19 protein-coding genes and 2 tRNA genes are annotated in these 19,415 nt (G+C 63.4%); 13 read left to right on the forward strand and 8 right to left on the reverse strand.

The window, feature by feature from the left end; translation table 11 throughout:
* The first annotated feature begins 180 nt into the window (after window positions 1-180).
* From ftsH to P9875_RS12850, 5 genes are all read left to right on the forward strand, one after another.
* Window positions 181-2,061, forward strand: coding sequence for an ATP-dependent zinc metalloprotease FtsH (ftsH, locus tag P9875_RS12830; RefSeq protein ID WP_035817778.1), 1,881 nt, complete (start codon window positions 181-183; stop codon window positions 2,059-2,061).
* A 115-nt stretch (window positions 2,062-2,176) separates the two neighbouring features.
* The gene (gene folP / locus P9875_RS12835; RefSeq protein ID WP_278318592.1) at window positions 2,177-3,010 is read left to right on the forward strand and encodes a dihydropteroate synthase; all 834 of its coding nucleotides are present in this window, start codon (window positions 2,177-2,179) and stop codon (window positions 3,008-3,010) included.
* Window positions 3,011-3,050: 40 nt separating this feature from the next.
* Window positions 3,051-4,388, forward strand: a complete 1,338-nt coding sequence (gene glmM, locus P9875_RS12840) for a phosphoglucosamine mutase (protein WP_278318593.1) — start codon at window positions 3,051-3,053, stop codon at window positions 4,386-4,388.
* Window positions 4,389-4,469: 81 nt separating this feature from the next.
* Window positions 4,470-4,546, forward strand: a tRNA-Pro gene (locus tag P9875_RS12845).
* Window positions 4,547-4,640: 94 nt separating this feature from the next.
* Window positions 4,641-4,715 (forward strand) — tRNA-Arg (locus tag P9875_RS12850).
* A gap of 89 nt (window positions 4,716-4,804) precedes the next feature.
* On the opposite strand, the gene P9875_RS12855 is transcribed toward P9875_RS12850, so the two are convergent.
* Together P9875_RS12855 and P9875_RS12860 are read right to left on the reverse strand one after the other, a co-directional pair.
* Window positions 4,805-4,984, reverse strand: a complete 180-nt coding sequence (locus tag P9875_RS12855; protein WP_099402387.1) for a hypothetical protein — start codon at window positions 4,982-4,984, stop codon at window positions 4,805-4,807.
* 103 nt (window positions 4,985-5,087) lie between these two features.
* On the reverse strand, window positions 5,088-5,645 hold the full coding sequence (locus P9875_RS12860; protein ID WP_278318594.1) for a GbsR/MarR family transcriptional regulator: 558 nt from the start codon (window positions 5,643-5,645) through the stop codon (window positions 5,088-5,090).
* Window positions 5,646-5,783: 138 nt separating this feature from the next.
* Between P9875_RS12860 and cydD the strand changes: the two genes are divergently transcribed.
* From cydD to cydX, 5 genes are all read left to right on the forward strand, one after another.
* Window positions 5,784-7,472 carry a thiol reductant ABC exporter subunit CydD gene (gene cydD, locus P9875_RS12865; protein ID WP_278318595.1) on the forward strand — a complete coding sequence of 563 codons (1,689 nt, stop codon included), beginning with the start codon at window positions 5,784-5,786 and terminating at the stop codon, window positions 7,470-7,472.
* A complete protein-coding gene (locus tag P9875_RS12870) occupies window positions 7,469-9,151 on the forward strand; it encodes an amino acid ABC transporter ATP-binding/permease protein (protein WP_278318596.1) in 1,683 nt (560 codons plus the stop codon). Before cydD ends, P9875_RS12870 begins: the two co-directional genes overlap by 4 nt.
* Before the next feature lie 67 nt (window positions 9,152-9,218).
* On the forward strand, window positions 9,219-10,796 hold the full coding sequence (locus tag P9875_RS12875) for a cytochrome ubiquinol oxidase subunit I (RefSeq protein ID WP_278318597.1): 1,578 nt from the start codon (window positions 9,219-9,221) through the stop codon (window positions 10,794-10,796).
* A 13-nt stretch (window positions 10,797-10,809) separates the two neighbouring features.
* Entirely contained in the window at window positions 10,810-11,964 is a 1,155-nt protein-coding gene (gene cydB / locus P9875_RS12880) for a cytochrome d ubiquinol oxidase subunit II (RefSeq protein WP_278318598.1), read from the forward strand.
* A gap of 22 nt (window positions 11,965-11,986) precedes the next feature.
* Window positions 11,987-12,103 carry a cytochrome bd-I oxidase subunit CydX gene (gene cydX, locus P9875_RS12885; RefSeq protein WP_034757467.1) on the forward strand — a complete coding sequence of 39 codons (117 nt, stop codon included), beginning with the start codon at window positions 11,987-11,989 and terminating at the stop codon, window positions 12,101-12,103.
* 67 nt (window positions 12,104-12,170) lie between these two features.
* Here the strand turns inward: cydX and P9875_RS12890 are convergent, their stop codons facing one another.
* Window positions 12,171-12,383: a hypothetical protein gene (locus P9875_RS12890; RefSeq protein ID WP_278318599.1), complete on the reverse strand. Its 213-nt coding sequence runs from the start codon at window positions 12,381-12,383 to the stop codon at window positions 12,171-12,173.
* A gap of 125 nt (window positions 12,384-12,508) precedes the next feature.
* A complete protein-coding gene (locus P9875_RS12895; RefSeq protein WP_278318600.1) occupies window positions 12,509-12,688 on the reverse strand; it encodes a hypothetical protein in 180 nt (59 codons plus the stop codon).
* A gap of 164 nt (window positions 12,689-12,852) precedes the next feature.
* On the opposite strand from P9875_RS12895, the gene P9875_RS12900 reads away from it, so the two are divergent.
* Complete coding sequence (locus tag P9875_RS12900) at window positions 12,853-13,587, forward strand: hypothetical protein (RefSeq protein ID WP_278318601.1); 735 nt, start codon at window positions 12,853-12,855, stop codon at window positions 13,585-13,587.
* A gap of 59 nt (window positions 13,588-13,646) precedes the next feature.
* Here P9875_RS12900 and P9875_RS12905 read toward each other — a convergent pair whose 3' ends face one another.
* The 3 genes from P9875_RS12905 to P9875_RS12915 all read right to left on the reverse strand — a co-directional run bounded on the left by P9875_RS12905 (window position 13,647) and on the right by P9875_RS12915 (window position 15,161).
* A complete protein-coding gene (locus P9875_RS12905; RefSeq protein WP_219311326.1) occupies window positions 13,647-14,036 on the reverse strand; it encodes a hypothetical protein in 390 nt (129 codons plus the stop codon).
* 124 nt (window positions 14,037-14,160) lie between these two features.
* Window positions 14,161-14,535, reverse strand: coding sequence for a DUF1294 domain-containing protein (locus P9875_RS12910; protein WP_278318602.1), 375 nt, complete (start codon window positions 14,533-14,535; stop codon window positions 14,161-14,163).
* A gap of 59 nt (window positions 14,536-14,594) precedes the next feature.
* Entirely contained in the window at window positions 14,595-15,161 is a 567-nt protein-coding gene (locus tag P9875_RS12915) for a methylated-DNA--[protein]-cysteine S-methyltransferase (RefSeq protein WP_278318603.1), read from the reverse strand.
* A 94-nt stretch (window positions 15,162-15,255) separates the two neighbouring features.
* Here P9875_RS12915 and P9875_RS12920 point away from each other — a divergent pair, with 94 nt between their 5' ends.
* Window positions 15,256-16,005: a nucleotidyltransferase domain-containing protein gene (locus tag P9875_RS12920; protein ID WP_278318604.1), complete on the forward strand. Its 750-nt coding sequence runs from the start codon at window positions 15,256-15,258 to the stop codon at window positions 16,003-16,005.
* On the opposite strand, the gene P9875_RS12925 is transcribed toward P9875_RS12920, so the two are convergent.
* Complete coding sequence (locus P9875_RS12925; RefSeq protein ID WP_278318605.1) at window positions 16,002-18,236, reverse strand: TonB-dependent siderophore receptor; 2,235 nt, start codon at window positions 18,234-18,236, stop codon at window positions 16,002-16,004. The genes P9875_RS12920 and P9875_RS12925 overlap by 4 nt on opposite strands.
* 310 nt (window positions 18,237-18,546) lie before the next feature.
* On the opposite strand from P9875_RS12925, the gene P9875_RS12930 reads away from it, so the two are divergent.
* Window positions 18,547-19,413, forward strand: coding sequence for a hypothetical protein (locus tag P9875_RS12930; protein ID WP_278318606.1), 867 nt, complete (start codon window positions 18,547-18,549; stop codon window positions 19,411-19,413).
* Window positions 19,414-19,415 lie beyond the last annotated feature (2 nt).

The following is a 19,415-nucleotide window of genomic DNA, read 5'->3' on the forward strand; positions in this document are numbered from 1 at the left end:
GAGAAGTGCAGTAGCGTCTGATGGCATAAAAGCCTAAATTGTTTATACTGCATTTTTTTGCGTGAACGCGATTTTTTCGCGCGCACGGATCGGCGGGCTTTGGCACGGCCCGCTTATTGCGAGTAAAATCGTGTTTCTAGCTATAGGTAAAGAGATGCGCACTGCATCCAAGGAGTCTTCGTGAATAACATGTTTTCCAAATCTGCCATCTGGGTAGTCGTATTGCTGCTGTTGTTCATGCTGTTCAAGCAATTCGACAGTCATGGCGCCACAGGCGGCAGCAAGGCCATCGCTTATTCCGATTTGCTGGATGAAGTCAAAGCCAAGCGCGTCAAGGATGTCGTGATCGAAGGTTCGTCGATCACCGCCAAGCTGATGGACGACACCAAGGTGCGTACCACCGCCACCAGCCTCGACAAGGGCCTGATCGGCGACCTGCGCGACAATGGCGTGCATTTCGATGTGCGTCCGCCTGAGGAAGCGTCTTTCCTGCAAACTATTTTTGTTTCCTGGTTCCCCATGCTGCTGTTAATCGGCGTCTGGGTCTTCTTCATGCGTCAGATGCAAGGCGGCGGCAAGGGCGGGGCATTCTCGTTCGGCAAGTCGAAGGCGCGCATGATGGATGAAGCCAGCAACACCGTCACCTTCGCCGATGTCGCCGGTTGCGACGAAGCGAAAGAAGAAGTCAACGAAGTGGTCGACTTCCTCAAGGATCCGAGCAAGTTCCAGAAACTGGGCGGCCGCATTCCTCGCGGCGTGCTGATGGTTGGTCCTCCGGGCACGGGTAAAACCCTGCTGGCGCGCGCCATTGCCGGTGAAGCCAAGGTGCCGTTCTTCTCGATTTCCGGTTCTGACTTCGTGGAAATGTTCGTCGGCGTGGGCGCCAGCCGTGTGCGCGACATGTTTGAAAACGCGAAAAAACATTCGCCGTGCATCATCTTCATCGATGAGATCGACGCTGTCGGCCGTCACCGTGGTGCCGGCATGGGCGGCGGCAATGACGAGCGCGAACAGACCTTGAACCAGTTGCTGGTCGAGATGGACGGTTTTGAAGCGAACTCCGGCGTGATCGTCGTGGCCGCCACCAACCGCGCCGACGTGCTCGACAAAGCTTTGCTGCGTCCAGGCCGTTTCGACCGCCAGGTGTCCGTCGGCTTGCCCGATATCCGCGGCCGCGAACAGATCTTGAACGTGCACATGCGCAAAGTGCCTATCGGTACCGACGTGAAAGCCGATATCCTGGCCCGCGGCACCCCTGGTTTCTCGGGCGCGGACCTGGCCAACCTGGTCAACGAGGCAGCCCTGTTCGCGGCACGCCGCAGCAAGCGTCTGGTGGAAATGGCCGACTTCGAAGACGCGAAAGACAAGATCTACATGGGTCCTGAGCGTAAATCGATGATCATCCGCGAGGAAGAGCGTCGCAATACGGCTTACCATGAGTCCGGTCACGCCGTCGTCGCCAAGCTGCTGCCGAAGGCTGATCCCGTGCATAAAGTGACGATCATGCCGCGCGGCTGGGCCCTGGGCCTGACCTGGCAGCTGCCGGAACACGACAACTTGTCCGCCTACAAGGACAAGATGCTGGAAGAAATTTCCATCCTGTTCGGTGGCCGTATCGCCGAAGAGATTTTCGTGGGACAAATGTCCACGGGCGCGTCGAACGACTTCTCGCGCGCCACCAAGCTGGCCCGTTCCATGGTGACCCGTTTCGGCATGTCCGACAGCATGGGCGTGATGGTCTACGAAGACAGCGAAAACGAAGGTTTCTTCGGTGGCGCCACCAAGACGATCTCGGAAGCGACCCAGCAAAAGGTCGATGCTGAAATCCGCAACATTCTCGACAAGCAATATGCTTTGGCGCGCACCTTGCTGGAAGGCAACCGAGACAAGGTCGAAATGATGACCAAAGCCTTGCTGGAATGGGAAACCATTGATGCAGAGCAAATCAATGACATCATGGCCGGCCTGGAGCCGCGTCCACCGAAAGTCATCCCGCCACGCCGCAATGCGGGCGACAGCGGCACGGGCGGCATCTCGCCTAACGTGACGGCACCAGCCTGATAACGGCCGCCCTGACCGGCGGCGCGCAAGGGTATGGCAAGAACGAGGGTAAGGAGCAATCCTTGCCCTTTTTCGTTGCCGCGGCAGTTTTTTCCTGACGACTACAAAGATTCACATGCGACACTATTTGCAATTCGGCCGTTTCGGCTTCAACCTGTCCGGCACGCAGGCGCTGGTGATGGGCATCCTGAACATCACGCCTGACTCGTTTTCCGATGCGGGCCAGTATCAACACCTGGAGTTTGCCATCTCGCGCGCCGAGCAGATGATGGTTGACGGCGTCGACATCATCGACATCGGCGGCGAATCGAGCCGTCCCGGCGCGCCGCCGCTGCCGCTGCAGGGCGAGTTGCAGCGCGTCATGCCGGTGCTGTACGCCTTGCGCGATTGCGGCAAGCCGCTGTCCGTCGACACCTATAAACCCGAAGTGATGCGCGAAGCCATCCTGGCGGGTGCCGACATGATCAACGATATCAACGGTTTCCGCGCGCCAGGCGCCATCGACGCCGTGCGGGACAGCGATTGTGCGCTGTGCATCATGCACATGCAGAACATGCCAGAAACCATGCAAGCCCAGCCGCAGTACGAGGATGTGGTGCGCGAAGTCATCGACTTCTTGCGCGAACGCATCGACACGATGACGGCGGCCGGCATCGCCCGCGAACGCCTGTGCATTGACCCCGGTTTCGGTTTTGGCAAGACGGTGGAGCAGAACTATGCCTTGCTGCGCGCCACGCGCCAGCTGCGCAGCGAGCTGGACCTGCCGGTGCTGGCCGGCCTGTCGCGCAAATCGATGATCGGCGCCGTCACGGGACGTCCCGTCGAGCAGCGCCTGGCCGGCAGTGTTGCCGGTGCGCTTGCTGCGGTAGCGCAAGGTGCGGAAATTATCCGTGTGCATGATGTAGCTGAAACCGTCGATGCACTGAAGGTCTGGCGCATGGCACACTGAGCCTGTAAGATTTATCATAAACAACAAAAAGAGAAATACTATGACGCGTAAATATTTTGGTACCGATGGCATTCGTGGCCTGGTGGGCACGGCTCCGATTACCCCCGATTTCGTCATGCGCCTCGGCTATGCGGCCGGCAAGGTGCTGGCCAAGTCGCAAGGCGGCAAGACCCGCCCGACGGTGCTGATCGGCAAGGACACGCGCATTTCCGGCTACATGCTGGAAGCGGCGCTGGAAGCGGGCCTGTCGGCCGCTGGCGTGGACGTGATGCTGGCCGGCCCCATGCCGACGCCGGCCATCGCCTACCTGACGCGGGCGTTGCGCCTGTCGGCTGGCGTCGTCATTTCCGCCTCGCACAATCCCTACCATGACAATGGCATCAAGTTCTTTTCCGGCCAGGGCACCAAGCTGCCCGACAGCGTGGAGCTGGAAATCGAAGCGGCGCTCGACGAACCGATGGCCTGCGTGCCATCTGAAAAGCTGGGCCGCGCCAAGCGCCTGGACGATGCCCAGGGCCGCTACATCGAATTTTGCAAGGGCACCTTCCCGAACGAGCTGGATCTGCGCGGCCTGAAGATCGTCGTCGATTGCGCACACGGCGCCGCCTACCATATCGCGCCGCACGTGTTCCATGAGCTGGGCGCGGAAGTCATCGCCATCGGCAACAAGCCCGACGGTTTCAACATCAATGCGGGCTTCGGCGCCACGGCAACCAAGGCCATGGCCGAAGCCGTCGTCGAGCACGGCGCGGACCTGGGCATCGCCCTCGATGGCGACGCCGACCGCCTGATCATGTGCGACGCCACGGGCCGCCTGTATAACGGCGACGAACTGTTGTACGTCATGGTCAAGGACCGCCTGGCAACAGGCCCCGTGGCCGGTGCCGTCGGCACCTTGATGACCAACATGGCGCTGGAAGTGCTGTTCAAGCAGCAGGGCATCGGCTTTGCGCGCGCCAAGGTGGGCGACCGCTACGTGCTGGAAGTCATGAAGGAAAAGGGCTGGATACTGGGCGGCGAAGGCTCCGGCCATTTGCTGTGCCTGGACAAGCACACGACGGGTGACGGCATCGTCTCCGCGCTGCAAGTATTGTCCGCGCTCAAGCGCAGCGGACAGAGCCTGCAGCAATGCCTGGCCGAACTGGTGCTGTTCCCGCAAACCCTGATCAACCTGCGCGTGGCGCCCGGTTTCGACTGGCAGAAAAATGCCGCCATGGTGGCCGAGAAAGAACTGGTCGAGGCCGAGCTGGGTGACACGGGCCGCGTGCTGATCCGCGCTTCGGGCACGGAACCGCTGATCCGCGTGATGGTGGAAGCGAAGGATAAAGCGAACGCTGAAAGCATGGCGCGCCGCATCGCCGATAAAGTGGCTGTGTAAAGGCAGGCGTCGATAGTTATTTCCATCTAATTCGTCTATGGCAATTGACGAAATTGGGTGGGGGCGTTATTATCTTGTCTTCGGAGTGTGGCGCAGCCCGGTAGCGCACCTGGTTTGGGACCAGGGGGTCCAAGGTTCGAATCCTTGTACTCCGACCAAAGTCATAAGCGGGCTGTCAGAAATGACAGCCCGTTTTCTATTCCGCGCCAGCATTTCATTGCTGGCGCGCATGGACTAAAATACTGCACCTCTCCGCCCATCGTTCAACGGATAGGACAACGGTCTTCTAAACCGTGAATGGGGGTTCGATTCCCTCTGGGCGGACCAGTTTCATACTGGCCACAATCATGCGGCGGCAAGCTGCCTCAACTCACCGCACCGCATCTTTTTCCCTCATTCAGTTTCCGCGCACCGCTTCAGGGCTGCGCGCACAGCACCACGCTCAGCAAATACAGCAGCGGCGCCGCGCACAGCAGGGCCGAGCACAGCGATAGCACTTTCTTGCTGGTCACGCGCGCCAGGCGCAGCCGTTCGCGCACGGGCAAATGCTGGCGCAGCACATTGCGCGCGCGTGGCTGGAACGGGGATTCATGCATGAGGACTCCTTCGCAAGGGTGGTGCCAGCCAGCATAGCGAGAGGGGCATAAAGACAGTGTAAAGAGTCAGGCGCGGCGCGTATGCGCGCTGTAAACGCCGCGCTTATTTATCGCCGTCGTCGGGGCTCTTGCCAAACAGGCGATCCTTGGCGTTGAGCAGTTTTTGCACCTTGGCGCCCATTTTCATCAGCTGCGCCATCGATTCGGGCGACAGGCGCTGCAAGTCGTCGAACCAGGTGTTGGCCAAGTCGACCAATTCATACATTTCGCGCATGCGCTCCTGCGCATACTGGTCGACGGGTTCCGTGGCCGGCGCCAGCAGCGATTCGCGCAGCACCGTCAAGGTGGGCGCCACTTCGCGGCGGCGGCGTTCGGCGGCCACCACGCGGAAGATTTGCCACACATCGCCCAGCGAGGAAAAATACTCGCGCCGGTCGCCGGGGATGCGCGACTGGCGGATCAAGCCCCAGCCCTGCAATTCCTTCAGGCCGATGCTCACGTTCGAGCGCGAAAAACTCAGGTGTTCCGCGATTTCATCCGCGTGTAAAGGATGCTCCGCGACAAACAACAAGGCGTACACTTGCCCCACTGTGCGGTTAAAGCCCCAGCGGCTGCCCATCTCGCCGAAATGGCTGACGAAGGTCAGGATCAGCGGCGTCATTTGGATATGTTGAGTTTTCATAATTATCTGAATTTTTTCACGCCACACCCGCAGGGTCAATTGATATATGTCATGTTTCGCAGTATTATACAAAATATCGAATTTACAGAAAATTCTGAAAACTCAAAAAGTATAGAGATGCCGACTACGCCACTGTCCTTGCCCCGCTTTATTCTTCCCCGTGCCGCCAGCCTGGCGCAGGGCGGCGCCGCCTTGCTGTGGCTGCCCCAAGCGGCCTTGCTGGCCTGGGCCGTGCAAGCCATGCTGGACGGTGCAGCGTGGCGCGCTGCCTTGCTGCCTGCCGCTGGCGTGCTGCTGCTGGGCGTGCTGCGGGCCGGCTGCGAAGCGTGGGGCGCGCGGCGCATGTATGCGGCGGCGCGCGTGCACCTGTCCACCTTGCGCGCACAAGTGGCGCAAGCGCTGGCGCGCCGTTCGCCGCTGGACCGCCAGCGTGCGCAGTCGGGCCAGGCGGCCAGCGTCATCGCCGAACAGGCCGAAGCCATCGTGCCCTACCTGGTGCGCTACAAGCCCGCGCGCTGGAAAGTCATGCTGGTGCCGGTCGTGATCCTCGCCGTGGTGACGCCGCTGTCGTGGATCGCCGCCTTGATCCTGCTCATCGCCGCGCCGTTGATTCCCGTCTTCATGGCCCTGGTCGGCATGGGCGCGCAAGCGGCCAGCCGCGCACAAATGGTGGAAATGGGCAGCATGAACGCCTTTCTATTGGACCGCCTGCGCGGCCTGGCCACCCTGCGCGCGCTCGACGCCGTCGATGCCACGGCCGAACGGCTCGACGCCTCGTCGCAATCCGTGCGCCGGCGCACGATGGTGGTGCTGCGCATCGCCTTTTTGTCGTCGGCCGTGCTGGAACTGTTTTCCGCGCTCGGTGTCGCCATGGTGGCGGCCTTCATCGGTTTCTCCCTCTTGGGCAGCATCAATTTCGGCACCTGGGGCCGCGAGCTGACCTTGGGGCAGGGCCTGTTCATCCTGTTGCTGGCGCCCGCGTTTTTCGAACCCTTGCGCGAACTGGCCGCCGTCTGGCACGACAAGGCGGCCGGCGAAGCGGGCCTGGCCGGCCTGCACGACCTGGCGGCCGACGGCGTGCCGCTGCCTGGGGCTGGCGTGGAAGTGGCTGCCGTCTCCGCTGCCGCCATGGCCGTGGCGCCGCCGCCCGCTATCGACATCCATCAACTGCGTTTTGCCCACCCTGGCGAAGCGCCCGTATTCGACCACTTTGACTTGAGCGTGCGCGCTGGCGAGCACGTGGCCCTGCTGGGCGCCAGCGGCGCCGGCAAGACCACCTTGCTGTCGCTGCTGGCCGGCTTGCTGCCCGCCAGCGGCGGAGACATCCGCATCGGCGGCGTGCGCCTGACCGACAGTACCGTCAATACCTTGCGCCAGCGCATGGCCTGGATGGGCCAGCGCCCGCACGTGTTTGCCGCCTCCGTCAGCCAGAATGTGACCCTGGGCCGCACGGGCGCCAGCGCCGCGCAAGTGACGCAGGCGCTGCACCTGGCCGACCTGGCTGCCGTGGCGCAGGCGCAGCCGGCCGTCATGCTCAGCGATGGCGGCCAGGGCTTGTCCGGCGGCGAAGCCGTGCGTCTGGCGCTGGCCCGCGTGGCCCTGCATCCGCATGCCGACTTGCTGCTGGTCGATGAACCGACGGCGCACCTGGACAGCGAAACGGCGGCGCGCGTCACGGACGCCTTGCTGGCACTGGCGCAAGGCAAGACGATGATCGTCGCCACGCACGACCCCGTGCTGGCTGGCCGCCTGCAGCGCACGGTGCAGGTCGATGCCCGGGTATCGGCGCAGGAGCGGCAGGCATGAAAAATTCAATGATGCTCAATCCCGTGCTGCGGCAATTGCTGCTGGCCCAGCCCGGCAAGCTGATCGGCGGCGCCTTGCTGGCGGCCCTGACGGCGGTGTCCGGCATGGCCTTATTGGGCTTGTCCGGCTGGTTTATCACGGCCACCTCGATTGCCGGCCTGCACGCGTCGACGGCGATCCTGTTCGACGTCTTCGGTCCATCGGCCGGTATCCGCCTGCTGGCCATCGGCCGCACGGGTTCGCGCTATGCGGAACGGCTCGTCACGCACGACGCCACGTTCGCCGCGCTGGCCAGCATCCGCGTGCGGCTGTTCCGTGGCTGGTCGCGCCCGGAAGCGGCCAGCCGCTTGCTGCGCCAGCCCGCCAAGCTGCTGTTCCGCCTGACGGCCGATATCGACGCGCTCGAATCGCTGTATTTGCGCCTGCTGGTGCCTGCTTTCACGGCCTTGTGCGTAGCCTTGCTGGCCGGCGTGGCGCTGGGCGTGATGCAGTGGCAGCTGGGCCTGGGCCTGGCCGTGTGGCTGCTGGCCGCCGGCGGCGGCATCAGCTGGATGGTGGCGCAACGCGCCCGCCGTCCCGCCATCGTGCGTACACGCGCCATCGAAAAATTGCGCTCCGGCACCATCGACCTGATGGCGGGCCAGACGGATCTCGTGATGGCGGGCCGCATCGACGCCCAGTGCGCGGCGCTGGGGCAGATCGACCGGTCGCTGGCGCAAGCCGATTTCGCCCTGTTGCGCCTGGAAACTGCCGCCGGCGCCGCGTATGGCGTGGCGGGCAGCGCGACCCTGGCTGGCGTGTTGCTGGCCGTGGCCGCGCTGGTGCAGCAGCAAACGATGAGTGTGCCGCTGGCGGCCCTGGCCCTGTTGATCGCCCTGACGGCCGTGGAACCGTTCGCGGGACTGCGCCGCGGCGCGCTGGAAGCGGGCCGCATGCTGCTGGCCATACGCCGCCTGGCGCCGCGCCTGGAAGGAGACGACGTGGTGACGCCGCCCGTCGATGCCGCGCCGGGCTTGCGCCTGGAACACGTGAGCGCCGCGCATGCGGGCAGCCACGTTGCCATCTTGCACGACGTATCGCTGCACATCGCCGATGGCGAGCGCGTGGCCTTGATCGGCCCCAGCGGCGCGGGCAAGTCCACCTTGCTGGCCCTGGCCGCGCGCGAGCTGGCGCCGCTGTCGGGCAGTGTCCACGCGGGACGCGCCTGCCTGTTCACGCAGAAGACGGAATTGTTCCAGGACAGCTTGCGCGACAACCTGCGCCTGGCCGACCCGTGCGCCAGCGATGCGCAGCTGTGGGCGGCGCTGCAGGCAGCCGGTCTGGACGACGAGGTGCGGTCCTTCGCGGACGGCCTGGACACCAAGCTGGGCGAGGGCGGCCTGGGCTTGTCAGGCGGCCAGGCGCGGCGATTGGCGCTGGCGCGGCTGTTCCTGCACGAATCGACCTTGTGGCTGCTGGACGAAGCGACGGAAGCGCTTAATGCGCAGACGGCGATCGATGTCTTGCAGCGCTTGGGGGCGCGCAGCGAAGGACGTACTTTGCTGATCGCCACCCACTTGCGGCGCGAAGCGGCGCAGGCGGACCGGCTGGTCAGCCTGCGCGATGGCCGCATCGTGGGCGATGCGCGCCGTGGCACGCCAGCCTTTGAGGCAGCCATGGCGGGCTTGCGGGGGGACTGACGGGCAAGCGGTCAGTATTTGAACGGTAGCAAATTTACACACAGTAGGGAAACACCAAGGAAATCATATGGACTTCGATATTGTCGCTTTATCCAGACTGCAGTTCGCGCTGACAGCTCTGTACCACTTTATATTTGTTCCGCTGACGATAGGCCTGTCAGTGATCCTCGCCATCATGGAGACGGTTTACGTGATGACGAACCGCCCCATCTGGCGTGACATGACCAAGTTCTGGGGCGTCTTGTTCGGCATCAACTTCGCCATGGGCGTGGCGACGGGCATCGTCATGGAATTTCAGTTCGGCATGAACTGGAGCTATTACAGCCATTATGTGGGCGACATTTTCGGCGCGCCGCTGGCCATCGAGGGCTTGATGGCCTTCTTCCTGGAAGCGACCTTTGTCGGCCTGTTCTTCTTCGGCTGGGACAAGCTGTCGAAGCGGGGCCACCTGGTCACGACCTGGCTGGTGGCCATCGGTTCGAACTTCTCGGCCCTGTGGATTTTGATCGCCAACGGCTGGATGCAAAATCCCGTCGGCGCGGCCTTCAATCCGCAAACCATGCGCATGGAAGTGACGGACTTCGGCGCCGTACTGACGAATCCGGTGGCGCAGGCGAAATTCGTGCACACGGTGTCGGCTGGCTATACGGCCGCGGCCATCTTCGTGCTCGGTATTTCCGCCTGGTATCTGCTGAAGGGCCGCCACGTGCAGCTGGCCAAGCGCTCGATGACGGTGGCCGCCTCGTTCGGCCTGGCCGCCACCTTGTCGGTGGTGGTGCTCGGTGATGAAAGCGGCTACCTGTCGTCCGAACATCAGAAGATGAAGCTGGCCGCCATCGAGGCCATGTGGACCACGGAGCCGGCCCCGGCCGCCTTCACGGCCATCGGCTTCCCTGACGCGAAAGCGCGCGAGACGCATTACGCCGTCCACATCCCGATGGTGATGGGCTTGATCGGCACGCGTTCACTGTCGACGGAAATCCCCGGCATCGAGCAGCTGGTCGACCGTGGTGAACTGCTGATCAAGGATGGCATCAAGGCGTATGACGCGCTGCAAACCATCCGCGGCGTGGCGCCAGGCGCCCCCGTGCCGCAGGACGCGAAGGACGTGTTCGAGTCGAAAGGCCAGTCCATGGGCTATGCCTTGCTGCTGAAACGCTATGTCGACGATCCGCGCCAGGCCACGCCCGAGCAGATACGCAAGGCCGCGCTCGATACCGTGCCGCCCGTGGGGCCCTTGTTCTGGTCCTTCCGCGTGATGGTGGGCCTGGGCATGTTCTTTATCTTGCTGACTGGCACGTTCTTCGTGCTGTCGACGCGCCGCACCCTGGACAAGCACCGCTGGCTGCTGAAGCTGGCCGTGTTCGCCATTCCGCTGCCGTGGGTGGCCATTGAGGCGGGCTGGATCGTGGCCGAAGTGGGCCGCCAGCCATGGGTCATCGAAGGCGTGCTGCCAACGGCCGTGGCCGTCTCCAACCTGGGCGCTTCGACCCTGTTGATCACGATTGCCGGCTTTGCCGCCATCTACACCGTGCTGCTGATTATCGAAATGAAGCTCATGCTCAAGGCCATCCGCAAGGGGCCGGAAGAGAAGGCGCCGGCCCCCGCGCCTGCGGCCGCAGCCATTCATACTCAACGCGCCTGAGGAGGGCCAGACCATGATTTTGCATGAAATGATTTCGTATGAAACCCTGCGCCTGATCTGGTGGCTGCTGATCGGCATCCTGCTGGTGGGCTTTGCCATCACGGACGGCTTCGACCTGGGCACGGGTATTTTGCTGCCTTTCGTCGGCAAGACGGACCTGGAACGCAGGGTCGTCATCAACAGTATCGGTCCCGTGTGGGAAGGCAACCAGGTATGGCTGATCCTTGGCGGCGGCGCCATCTTCGCCGCCTGGCCGCAACTGTACGCCGTCTCGTTCTCGGGCTTTTACCTGGCCATGTTCGTCATCCTGGTGGCGCTGATCGTGCGTCCCGTGGCGTTCAAATTCCGCAGCAAGCGCGAAGATCCCCGCTGGCGCGCCCGCTGGGACGCGGCCCTGTTCGTGGGCGGCTTCGTGCCGGCCCTGATCTGCGGCGTGGCGATTGGCAACGTGCTGCAAGGCGTGCCGTTCCGTTTCTCGCCGGACATGCACATCTTCTATGACGGCACCTTCTTTGCGCTGCTCAACCCGTTCGCGCTGCTGTGCGGCCTCGTCTCGGTGGCCATGCTGGTGATGCACGGCGCCACCTGGCTGCAGCTGAAGACGGACGGTGCCGTGGCCGAACGGGCACGCCGCTATGGCAGCGTGGCGGCAATCGCCACGGTCGTGCTGTATGCGGCCGCCGGCGTGGCCCTGTGGCTGTGGGTCGATGGCTATCGCGTCACCAGCGCCGTCGTCGTCGACGGTCCGTCGAACCCGATGCTGAAAACGGCGCAAGTGCACGTGGGCGCCTGGTTCCTCAACTTTGCAGCTCATCCGTGGACCTGGATCGCCCCTGCACTGGGTCTGCTTGGCCCGCTGCTGGCTTTCGCCTTCCAGCGCGCGCGCCGCGAAGTGCCCGCCTTGCTGGCCAGCGCGGCGGCCATCGCCGGCATCATCCTCGGCGTGGGCGCGGCCATGTTCCCGTTCATCCTGCCTTCGTCGATCGACCCGCGCGCCAGCCTGACGGTGTGGGATTCCTCGTCCAGCCACATGACCCTGTTCATCATGCTGGTCGTCACGGCTATCTTCATCCCCCTCATCGTGGCCTACACGACGTGGGTGTATAAAGTGCTGTGGGGCAAGGTTGACGGCAAAGCCATCGAAGACGACAGCGGTCACGCCTACTAAGAATTTACGAAAGGATATAACTATGTGGTATTTCGCCTGGATACTGGGTCTTCCGCTGGCGGCGACCTTCGCCGTGCTCAATGCGATGTGGTATGAAATCGCCGATGGCGACACGACGCCCGAGCAGTACCGCGACTAGGCCAACTGGCCGCAGTACGAACTGAACAGCCCCGCCCGGCGCCATGCCCGGCGGGGCTTTTTGCTTGCTACAGCAAGATGAATTCGCCACGGATGCGCAGCTTCATGCCGCGCGGCGCGTCGGCACCCGCCGCCACGGCCCAGGCCGTGACCCATTGCGCGCAGCGTTGCCGCTCGGCCGCATCGTGCAAGCGCTGCAAACGCGCATCGGCACGGTCGATACGCTGGGCCAGGTACAGGCGCTGGTCCATGGGATCCGTCTTTTTGCTGTAGTGCTGCATGGCGATTCCTTTCCGCGTGGTAACGTCGTTCGGTCATGGCATAGCCATGTACGCGGGGGCGGGGCGTCCGGATTCAGTTTCAGCAAAAAAAGAAGCCACCGCAAGGGTGGCTGTTGGGGCGTGTATCAGGAAGGTGTCTTGCCGGCTGGCTTTGGGATGGTAATGGCGATCGGGTCGCTGGCCGGAAAGCTTTCCTTGAGCGCTTCATCGAGTGCTTCCTCGGCATGGCCTTCATTGGCCGGGGTGGGCGAATCGCGCTCTGGCGGCGGGGCGGGTGCGGTGGCGGCGTTGGTGCTCGAATGCATGATGATCTCCTCGCGGTGGTGCGCCATGTTGCCGAGGTGGCCGTGGCGCGTGCTGCTGTTTCCAGCCTAGCACATCGCGCAGGAAGGGCGCGCCGGATGCGCCTGCCGTAGCGACGGTGACGGCGTCTGCTACACTGCGCTCCACTTTTATCGACGGAACCGCCATGACCTCCCTATCCCTGCCATACCGCGCCACCGCAATCGAAGCCTGTGCCTGGCTGGCGCAAGAGACGGGCACGCCGTGGACCCTGGCGCGTTTGCTGGAGCAGGGCGGCTTGCCGTTTGTCTGGCTCGATTACAGCGAAGCATGGGCCGAGCTGTTCCATGACGGCGTGACGCGCTATGCGGCGCCCGTCGTGTTCATCGGAGACAAGCAGCACCTGGCTTCGGGTGCGGACGCTTCGGGTGTGGACGATGTGTGGCTGCGTTTTACGCGCGACTCGGGCAACATCGCCATTGAACTGAAGGCGCCGGGACTGCGCGTGCCCTTGGACGGCTTGCACTTCCAGGAGCGCGATCTGTTGCGTTTGCTCAAGGAATTGCAGCATCCGCAGCCCGCTGAAGCGCAGGCGGACAAGGCGCCCGTGGTCTTGCCCAGCGCCTTGAAGGGCCTGGGCCGCGAGCAGATTTTGCTGGCCTTTGCCGGTGTGGGCAAGGTCGACCTGGACCAGGGAATGGCCAGCGGCGTGGGTATCTTTGGCGACGATGGCGCGCGCGTGCGCAAGAATTCGCGCGGCGGCAAGAACAGCCACCTGTGGCATCCGGTAACGTTGGCGTTCGGCCTGCACGACGTGCACCGCGTGCCGATGGCGCACCTGAAGAAGGCGTTCGCCACGCAACCGTTGCTGCGCGAATGGAAGGCGGACTGGCTGGAATCGCTGCGCCTGCTGGGCGAGTAACAAGATCAATCTAGCCTGCCGCGCCGGCCTCTCGTTCGGCGGCATCAGCCTTTGCTACTTTATTCGCTCTCCTCGATCCGGCCGCCGCATTGCGTATAGCACGCTCTGTAGTCTGACTCGCATTGCCACGTTCCAGAAGGGCTGGAGGAACAATATTGGCGTTTCTTCGAGCACAGTTCCCGGTCCGCATCGGTTTTCGCCACTGCCAGGCAGATGGAAACCGTACTGACGTTGCGCATCTCGCAAGCTTGTGCCTGGGCTGCAGCAACCTGCTCCTTGCCGGCAATGCATATCTGTTGATTGGTCCCGCAGCTCGTCACGCATTGACGCCCGGCATCCGAGTCCGGCGGAATATAGCGATAGCTGGTGCAGCCCGCCAAGGTAATGGCGAAACAAATCGCTGCGGCAAGGCGGAACAAGAAGGAATGGTGGATTTGCAAAGTACGCATGCTTGAAAAGTATTTTCCCGTGTAAATGAATTAGCTTGAATATCGTGAATATTGATATTCTGACAGGTGATCATTTCAAGAACAATGCGCTGCAATAATTGTTACATCTTGGCGGGACACAGTTTTACAGTTCGATGGGCGCTACTTCCGTGCCGATATCGGGTGCCGCGTAATGCATGCTGAAATACACGAAGGCGCCGATATTGAGGGCGACCGTGATCCAGAACGCGATGCGGAACGAGCGCTTGCTGGACTTGTGGCGCAGCCATTGCTGGGCCAGCACGGCGCCAGGCCAGCCGCACAGCAGTCCCAATAGCAGCAGGGTGCGTTCCGAGGTGCGCCAGCGTCCCCCTTTTGCGGCCGATTTGTCGATTGCATAGGCCACGAAACAGCTCAGGCTCAGCACGCCATACACGAGGGCGACGAGGGCGGGGATGTGGAAAAAGAAGGTGGCCAGCAAATACAGAACGACAAAAAACAGGATGACAAGATAGGACATAGGATGTGTTTGCTTGAACGGGGGGCGTGAGTATCCCACAAGGGGCGCGATGCTGCAGCCTAAAACAAGCAGCCTTGCGCCGTATCGATGGGCACGGCGCGGCGGCGGGCGTGGCCCGTTTTCAGCGTTTCGCGGTCGCTGGACAGGGCGATGCCTTCCAGGGCCAGCAAGGTTTCCTTGGCATGCAGGCCGCCCGCAAAGCCCGTCAACTCGCCCGTGGCGCCGATGACCCGGTGGCAGGGGGCGATGATGGAAATGGGATTCTTGCCGTTGGCGGCACCCACGGCGCGCACGGCGGCGGGGCGGCCGATCTGGCGCGCGATCTCGCCATAGCTGCGCGTCTGGCCATACGGTATCGTCAGCAGCGCGCGCCACACTTCCTGCTGGAACGGGGTGCCGGCAAAATCGAGCGGCACCTCAAAACGCTGGCGCGTGCCGGCGAAATATTCCCCCAGCTGGCGCGCCGTTTCCCGCAGCACGGCGCAACCGTCAGCGACGCGCATCGCACCCAGGCGCACGCGGTTGGGCTTGTCGTTTTCCCACAGGATGGCGGCCAGGGCCTCGCCGCGCGCCACCAGGGTCAGCTCGCCCACGGGCGAGGGCATCACGATGCAGTCGTATTCCATGTCTGTTCCTTGATCGGAGAGCGCCAGTGTAGCAGGATGGCGGCAGCGTGCGTATCCCATGTAAGATAGGGTTTTTCAGCACGGAGAACTGGCTTTGACGACGATCCCCAGCTATGACGATATCCGCGCAATTGCCGCGCGGCTGGTGCGGCAGCGCTACCCCACGGCCGTGGCGGCCATCATCGGCGGTTCGTTCGCCACGGGCCGGCAAACGCCCAGTTCCGATATCGACTTGCTGCTGCTGTTCGAGCACGTTGATTGCGCCTGGCGCGATACTCTCGTGGCCGAAGGGCGCACGGTGGAACTGTTCGCGCACGATGTGGCCACGTTCACGTATTTTTGCAAGGAAATCGACGCGGCAGGTGGCACGGTGCCGCTGGCGATGATGGTGCTCGAAGGCGAGAACATCGCCGCCCCCGGACCGCAGCACGCGCAGTTGCTGGCGCTGGCGCAAGCATTCGCCGCCGCCGGGCCGCCCGTGCTGGACGTCGACAATTTACAGCGGCGCCGCTACGCCATCACCACCGCGCTGGAAGACCTGGTCGACAGCCAGCACCCGGGCGAGGCGCTGGCCGTTGCCTGTCAGCTGTATCCGGCGCTGGCCGACCTGCACTTGCGCGCGGCGGGTGAATGGAGCGGCGAGGGCAAGCACCTGTTTCGCCGCCTGCAGGCCTTCGACGCCGCCATCGCCGACCAGCTCGATGGCGCGCTGCGCCTGGTCGCCAGCGACTTGCCGGCCGGGCAGCACGCGTTCGAGCAAGTCGCCGCCGCCGTGCTGGCGCCCGTGGGCGGCCCCTTGCTCGAAGGTTTTACCCTGCCCGCGCCCGCGCACTGGCGCGCTTAAAACGCCGTGCGCACGGCCAGGCTGATGTTGCGCGGTTCGCCCCAGAACACGCCGTCGAAGAAGCCCACGTTGCGGTAGTACTTTTTGTCGAGCAAGTTATTCACGTTCAGCTGCACGCTGGCGTGGCGGTTGAGCGCATAGCTGGCCATGGCGTTGAACAGCGCGTAGCCCGCTTGCGGGATATTCGTGATTCTGCCCGAGGGCGGGCGGCCGTACCACGATTCGCTGTAGGTGGCGCTTTGTGCCGTCATGCTGGCGCCCGCCCTCAAGCCGGCCAGCTGGCCATCGAAACGGTAGCTGGTGGCCAGGCGCAGCAAATGTCGCGGCTGCGTGGTGGCGGCGCGGCGGCCATCGGCCTCTGCCGCGTGCAGATAAGTATAGCCGCCGCTCGCTTCCCAAGCCGGCGTGATCTGGCCGGAGACGTCGAACTCGACGCCCTTGGCAGTCACGCCGGCGCCGTTGGCCACCATGGCCTGGCCGCCGTCGGGCAGCAAAAAGCCGGGCGGCACCGTGCGGTCGAGTTCCGCCAGATTCTTTTTCTTCGTGTGGAACAGGGCGGCCGAGGCGTTCAGCTTGCCTTCATAGAACTCCCCCTTGATACCCAACTCGGCATTGTCGCCCGTTTCCGGCGCCAGAAACTTGTCGTTGCGGTCCTTGCTCGATTGCGGGTTGAACAGCTGCGTGAAGCTGGCGTAGGCCGAATACTGCTTGTTGATGTCGAACACGGCGCCCACGTAGGGCGTGACCTCGTTGCGCGTTTCCACGAAGTCGCCGCTGCCCGTGTACACGCCTTGCGTGTTGTAATCGCGTGTATCCGTGCGGTAAGTGCTGCTGCGCGCACCGATGATCACATGCAGCGGGTCGGCCAGGCTCAAACGCGTGGCGACATAGCCGCCCGCCAGGCGCGTGACGGTTTCCGAGTGCGAGCCGTCCGGGTGGAACACGGGGCGGGGAATGTTGCCTGTCCAGCTGCGGTAATCGGGGATAAAGTCCGGGTAATTGATTTCCGCTTCACCACCCAGCGAGCGCGAGCGCTGATTGCCGCCGTTCCAGCCGACGATGGCCGTGTGCTTGCGTCCCAGCAAGGTGAAGGGACCGCTGGCGTACACGTCGAAATTGTCGCTGTTCTTCTTGCCTGCGCCCCAGGCGCCCGTCCACAGTTCCATGCCTTCGCCGGTGGCGGGATCGGGATAACCTTTGCCTGCATAGAGAACGGTGGTGCGGTTCGTGCTTTCCGTGCGCGCATAGCCGAGGTGCATATTCCAGTTGCCGGGCAGGCGCTGATCCAGCGACGTAAATACCGTGTGCTGCTTGTTGGCCCAGGTGCTCCATGGCGTCGTCCAGCTGGTATTGCGTGGCAAGTTCGCCAGACTGCCGTCCGCGTTCCAGTAGGGCACGGCGCCCCAGGTGGCGCCTGTGGGTTGGTTGTCCTGGAAGTCGACGCCGGCCGTCAGCAGGGTGCCGGGATGCACGTCCGCCTCGACGATGAGCATGCCGACCGTCTTGCGCTCGTGATACATGTCCAGGTAGGAGTCGCGTTTTTGCCAGGCCAGGGCCGTGCGCGCGCGCACGCTGCCTTCCGCGTTCAGCGGCGTGGACAGGTCGGCCTCGAAGCGCTGGTCATCCCAGCGGCCCATGATCAGGCCGGCGCTGGCCTGGAAGGTTTTCGTGGGCCGCTTGCGTATCATGTTGATGGTGGCCGACGGGTCGCCTTTGCCGCCCATCAGGCCGGTGGCGCCGCGCACGACCTCGATGCGGTCGTACAAAATCGTGTCTTGCAATGGCGCATTGCCGCCACGCGCCATGCCGTCGATCTGGAGATTGTTGATGCCAAAGCCGCGCGCATAAAAGGTCGTGCGCTCCGTGTCGTTCTGGCCAACCTGGATGCCCGTCGTCTGCGCCAGCGCCTGGTCCAGGCGCACGGCGCCCAGGTCGTCGAGCAACTGGCGCGTGATGACGCTGACCGATTGCGGCGTCTCGCGCAGGGACAGGTCCATGCGCGTGGCGCTGCGCGTTTCGCCTGCCGTGTACGACTGCGTGCCTTCCGTGGTGGCCATCGACTGGCCCAGCACAGTGACGGCCGGCATGGTGACGTCGGCCGTGGCGGCGTCGGTTGCGTGTGCCGGCAAGACCACGCCGGCGGCAAGGCTCAGCAGAGCGATGTGTAATAAACGGGGCAGGGGGCGCAAGGCGGGCTGGCGCGAAGAAGAGACGATGGTGATCGATTGCATAATTTTCCTGGAGTATTTTTAGTCGTGTGTGTTCCTATCTCGTCTGGCGAGGTGCGCAGTAGCTGGGGGGATGGCGTGACGCTGGCCCGTGGTCTGGCTTGGATAGCAGTTCCACCCGCGCCTGGCAGTGGAAAGATGAGCATGATTCCTGCCACATTTGTGAATAAGAATCATTATCAATATAGGTGATATTTGCCAAATAATCAAGCGTGCGCACCAAAAGAGTGCTATTGGGGCTGTGGCGCGCATCGTCCGGCCTTCTGCGATAATGCAGGCGCTGATAAAATATTTTCCTCATTGAAAGAAATGCATGCGTACATGGATCGCTTGTGCCGGATGGTTGTGTGTCGTGTCGCTGGGCCAGGCCCAGGAGCACGCGCCGCCGCCGGCTGTTCCCGCGCCGCTGCAGAGCGCCAGCGTGCCGCCCGCCGCCGTATTGCCACCTGTATCGCCGCCCGTTGCGCCGGCCGCATCCGCAGCATCAGCGCCAGAGGTAACGGCGAGCGCAGAGGACGCCTTGCCGTCGCAAACGGTGACGATCACGGCCAGCAGCGACGCCAAGGCGCCGCGCGTGCGCTTCACGGCGTATCGCGAAAGTTATCTGACGGCCAGGAAAGTGTGGCAAGTGTCGAGCGGCAGCGTGGTCATGGCCCTGCGCCTGATTCCGGCCAAGCTGAGCGCCACCATCGACGACGTGCGCGTGGCTTTGCAAGGCAATGGCGCACCCGTGCCGATCAAGGTTTCCAGCGGCGGCGTGTTTGTCGTGCCGCTCAACGATGACATCGCCGCGCAGGACGGTACTTTCCTGGTGAACAAGAGCAGGGGCGAGCTGACGGCGAATATCGTGCTTCAGCCGTCCGTGGCGCGCGATGCCTGGAACGTCACGCGCGTGGGGCAGGTTTTGCACGACGCCCGGCGCGCCGTGCGGGCCATTACGCCGTGGTACAAGCGGCCGTTCGCCAGCGATGTGCAATCGCTGGCGTTCTGCGCTACCGAGCGGGGCAGCGCGCTGCAACTGGTCGAAGGCGAGCAGCTGATCGCCACCCTGCCCATGAACGAGGCGGCCGTCAACGACATCAACCAACCCGTGTTTTGCAAGATTTTCGATGGCGAAGACAAGTACCCGGGACACTACCGCGTCGTCTTGCCCGAGCAAGCGACGGTGCTGCTGCTGTAGCG

It is taken from the genome of Janthinobacterium rivuli, from assembly GCF_029690045.1.
Classification (GTDB): domain Bacteria; phylum Pseudomonadota; class Gammaproteobacteria; order Burkholderiales; family Burkholderiaceae_D; genus Janthinobacterium; species Janthinobacterium rivuli.

Coding starts and splice junctions, on each gene's coding strand:
- folP (WP_278318592.1), top strand. CDS start 2,177: ATGCGACACTATTTGCAATTCGGCCGTTTCGGCTTCAACCTGTCCGGC.
- glmM (WP_278318593.1), top strand. CDS start 3,051: ATGACGCGTAAATATTTTGGTACCGATGGCATTCGTGGCCTGGTGGGC.
- P9875_RS12855 (WP_099402387.1), bottom strand. CDS start 4,984: ATGCATGAATCCCCGTTCCAGCCACGCGCGCGCAATGTGCTGCGCCAG.
- P9875_RS12860 (WP_278318594.1), bottom strand. CDS start 5,645: ATGACGCCGCTGATCCTGACCTTCGTCAGCCATTTCGGCGAGATGGGC.
- cydD (WP_278318595.1), top strand. CDS start 5,784: ATGCCGACTACGCCACTGTCCTTGCCCCGCTTTATTCTTCCCCGTGCC.
- P9875_RS12870 (WP_278318596.1), top strand. CDS start 7,469: ATGAAAAATTCAATGATGCTCAATCCCGTGCTGCGGCAATTGCTGCTG.
- P9875_RS12875 (WP_278318597.1), top strand. CDS start 9,219: ATGGACTTCGATATTGTCGCTTTATCCAGACTGCAGTTCGCGCTGACA.
- cydB (WP_278318598.1), top strand. CDS start 10,810: ATGATTTTGCATGAAATGATTTCGTATGAAACCCTGCGCCTGATCTGG.
- cydX (WP_034757467.1), top strand. CDS start 11,987: ATGTGGTATTTCGCCTGGATACTGGGTCTTCCGCTGGCGGCGACCTTC.
- P9875_RS12890 (WP_278318599.1), bottom strand. CDS start 12,383: ATGCAGCACTACAGCAAAAAGACGGATCCCATGGACCAGCGCCTGTAC.
- P9875_RS12895 (WP_278318600.1), bottom strand. CDS start 12,688: ATGCATTCGAGCACCAACGCCGCCACCGCACCCGCCCCGCCGCCAGAG.
- P9875_RS12900 (WP_278318601.1), top strand. CDS start 12,853: ATGACCTCCCTATCCCTGCCATACCGCGCCACCGCAATCGAAGCCTGT.
- P9875_RS12905 (WP_219311326.1), bottom strand. CDS start 14,036: ATGCGTACTTTGCAAATCCACCATTCCTTCTTGTTCCGCCTTGCCGCA.
- P9875_RS12910 (WP_278318602.1), bottom strand. CDS start 14,535: ATGTCCTATCTTGTCATCCTGTTTTTTGTCGTTCTGTATTTGCTGGCC.
- P9875_RS12915 (WP_278318603.1), bottom strand. CDS start 15,161: ATGGAATACGACTGCATCGTGATGCCCTCGCCCGTGGGCGAGCTGACC.
- P9875_RS12925 (WP_278318605.1), bottom strand. CDS start 18,236: ATGCAATCGATCACCATCGTCTCTTCTTCGCGCCAGCCCGCCTTGCGC.
- P9875_RS12930 (WP_278318606.1), top strand. CDS start 18,547: ATGCGTACATGGATCGCTTGTGCCGGATGGTTGTGTGTCGTGTCGCTG.